Source organism: Thermus sp. (genome assembly GCF_039793865.1).
Lineage (GTDB): Bacteria > Deinococcota > Deinococci > Deinococcales > Thermaceae > Thermus.
Genome location: NZ_JBAMMI010000018.1, coordinates 50,786 through 53,111, shown reverse-complemented (window position 1 = coordinate 53,111; position 2,326 = coordinate 50,786). Strand labels below are relative to the sequence as shown.

At 67.1% G+C, this 2,326-nt stretch carries 5 protein-coding genes and 1 pseudogene; 1 reads left to right on the top strand and 5 read right to left on the bottom strand.

All coding sequences use genetic code 11. The features are described 5' to 3' along the window. On the top strand, positions 1-881 hold an 881-nt coding region (locus ABJK26_RS01815), incomplete at its 5' end, for a LysR family transcriptional regulator (protein ID WP_347240498.1). On the opposite strand, the gene ABJK26_RS01810 is transcribed toward ABJK26_RS01815, so the two are convergent. The 5 genes and pseudogenes from ABJK26_RS01810 to ABJK26_RS01790 all read right to left on the bottom strand — a co-directional run. Beyond that, entirely contained in the window at positions 859-1,299 is a 441-nt protein-coding gene (locus tag ABJK26_RS01810) for a phosphate-starvation-inducible PsiE family protein (protein WP_347240497.1), read from the bottom strand. The two genes, ABJK26_RS01815 and ABJK26_RS01810, sit on opposite strands and share 23 nt — an antisense overlap. 4 nt (positions 1,300-1,303) lie before the next feature. Next, positions 1,304-1,573, bottom strand: coding sequence for a hypothetical protein (locus ABJK26_RS01805; RefSeq protein WP_347240496.1), 270 nt, complete (start codon positions 1,571-1,573; stop codon positions 1,304-1,306). A 64-nt stretch (positions 1,574-1,637) separates the two neighbouring features. Beyond that, positions 1,638-1,856 (bottom strand): annexin VII, encoded by a 219-nt coding sequence (locus ABJK26_RS01800; RefSeq protein ID WP_347240495.1) that lies wholly within the window; start codon positions 1,854-1,856, stop codon positions 1,638-1,640. Next, complete coding sequence (locus ABJK26_RS01795; RefSeq protein WP_347240494.1) at positions 1,853-2,155, bottom strand: Dabb family protein; 303 nt, start codon at positions 2,153-2,155, stop codon at positions 1,853-1,855. The genes ABJK26_RS01800 and ABJK26_RS01795 overlap by 4 nt, the downstream gene beginning before the upstream one ends. After that, a pseudogene (locus ABJK26_RS01790) lies at positions 2,140-2,326 on the bottom strand (haloacid dehalogenase); the annotation flags it as partial. The gene ABJK26_RS01795 and the pseudogene ABJK26_RS01790, both read right to left, overlap by 16 nt.

The window sequence follows — 2,326 nt, the reverse complement described above, 5'->3', positions numbered from 1 at the left end:
TGCCTAACCCTGCCGCCTTAAGGGTGTTCGTCACCGTGGTGGAGGAAGGGGGGGTGGGCCGGGCCGCCCTGGCCCTGGGCATCACCCAACCGGCGGTGAGCCAGTACCTCAGGACCCTCGAGGACCACGTGGGCCATCCCCTCTTTGAGCGCCAGGGACGGCACCTGGTCCTCACCCGGGTAGGGGAAGCCCTCCTTCCCGAGGCCCGGCGGGTGGTGCAGGCCCTGGAGGAGTTCCAGCGGATCTCCCAGGCCATGGGCCGGCTGGAGATAGGGGAGGTCACCCTGGGAGCCTCCACCACCATGGCCACCTACGTGGTCCCCTTCTTCCTGAAGAAGTTCCACGAGGAGCACCCCGGGGTACGGGTCCACCTGGAAAGCGGGAGCTCCGAGCGCCTGGCGGAGCGCTTGCTGATGGGGGAGCTGGAGCTCGCCATCGTGGAGGGGGTGGAGCGCTGGGAAGGCTACGAGCGGCACCTCTTCTACGAGGACGAACTGGTGGTCATCGTCCCGCCGGACCACCCCTGGGCGGGCCGGGAGGAAGTGCCCCCAGACTGGCTTCAAAGGGAAACCCTGGTGGTGCGCAAACCGGGCTCCATGACCTGGCGGGCCCTGGAGCGGGCCTTTGAACAGGCCAACCTAGAGCTCAACCCCACCTTCTACACCGACAACAACGAGGTCACCAAGCGGCTGGTGCTGGCGGGGGCCGGGGTGGGCATCGTGAGCCGGGTGGTGGTCCAACCCAACCTGAAGGTGGGCAACCTCAGGGCCCTGCGCCTGGCCCCGCCGGTGGGGGAGATCCGCCGCTACTTCTGGCTGGTTTACCCCAAGCGGGTGGCCAACCCGGCGGCCCAGACCCTCATTGCCCTCCTCCGGTCCTGACCAGGCGGATGGCCAGGGCGAAGGCCACCACCATGAGGGAAAGAAGCCCGAGCTCGGCCAGAACCGCCATGAAGGCAGGGTCTTCCAGATCGAACTTCTCCACCGCCTCGGCGGTGAGGACCAGGACCCGCCTGGTGGCGGCGATGATGCCGATGACGAGGAAGGGGGTGGCCTCGATGGTCCCCTCCTTGGCGAAGCGAAGCAGGGTGTAGAGGATCTCCGCCAGCATCAAGGCCAAAAGCACCCGGTCCAGAAGCCCCAAGGCCACCTTCCCGTAATCCCCCTGCAGAAGGTGAAGAACCCCTTCCCAAAAGGCGGTGAGGAGGAGCGCCGCCGCCCCGGCGGCGATGAGGAAGCCCGCGAAGAGGTAGATGGTCGTCTCGGCGCTCTGGAGAAGGCGGAAAGCGTCCCGTTTCACCCCCTTAGTCTACGTCGTTGAGGTAGTCGGGCTCCCCGTGTTCCTCCAAAAAGCGCTTGGCCTCGTAGGGAGGGCGCACCTCCTCCAAGGAGGCCTTGGGGCCCTCCATCCAGTGGGGCAGGGCGGTGGGAGGCGGGGCCTGGAACCCGTAGAAGTAGTAGAGGACGTAAAAGCCCCGCTCGTCCTTCAGGACCACCGCGTCCCCATACCCGTCCTCCAGCACCTTCACCGCCATCGCCTTGGCCTTGGCGTAGGGAAGCTCGTCGTACTCCACACCTCACCTCCTACTTGGACTCGTTGACGAAGAGGGTGTAGCCATGGGCCTCCAACCAGCGGGCCTAGTCGTAGGGCGGGCGAAACCCCTCGGGCGAGGGCTTCGGGCCCTCCACCCAGTCAGGGGTCTCCTCGGGGTGGGGCGCCTTCCGGCCGTAGAGGGAGAAGAAGTAGTAGAGGGCGTAGTACCCTCCTTCCCCCAGGAGGACGAGGCCCTCCCCCACCCCGTCCGCCAGCACCTTCACGGCCTTGGCCTCGGCCTCCCGGTAGGTCAGCTCCCTCACGGGGGCACCTCCAGGAGGACCCGGTAATCGGTGGTGATCCGGTCCTTGGCCATGGGGCGAAAGACCCGGTCGGCGAACTCCACGTGCAGGGGATGGTGGCGGTAGCGCTCCACCACCTCCGGTCCCGAGAAGACCACGGAGAGGAAGTAGCGGTACCTCGGCCCCTCCCCCAGGGCTTCCCCAAAGCGGAGCCCCACCACCCCGGGGATCCGCAAGAGGACCTCCCGGGCCTCCTCGGCCATGCGCAGGACCTCCTCCCTCGAGGCCTCGGCATTGAACACGATCAGGTGCTCCACCATCTCCGCACCTCCTCCAAATAAACCAGGTCCACCATCACCCTCTCCCCCTCCCTGGGGCCCCGGAGGACAAGCCCCGGGTTCCCCTCATCCCCCAGGTGGTTCAGCACCGCCTGGGCCTCGGAGAAGTCCTGGTCCGAGGTGTAGAGGCCCGGCGTTACCAAAACGGGAAGC

Bases quoted from the DNA above. Each gene is read 5' to 3' on its own strand.
- ABJK26_RS01795 (WP_347240494.1), bottom strand. From the start codon at position 2,155: ATGGTGGAGCACCTGATCGTGTTCAATGCCGAGGCCTCGAGGGAGGAG.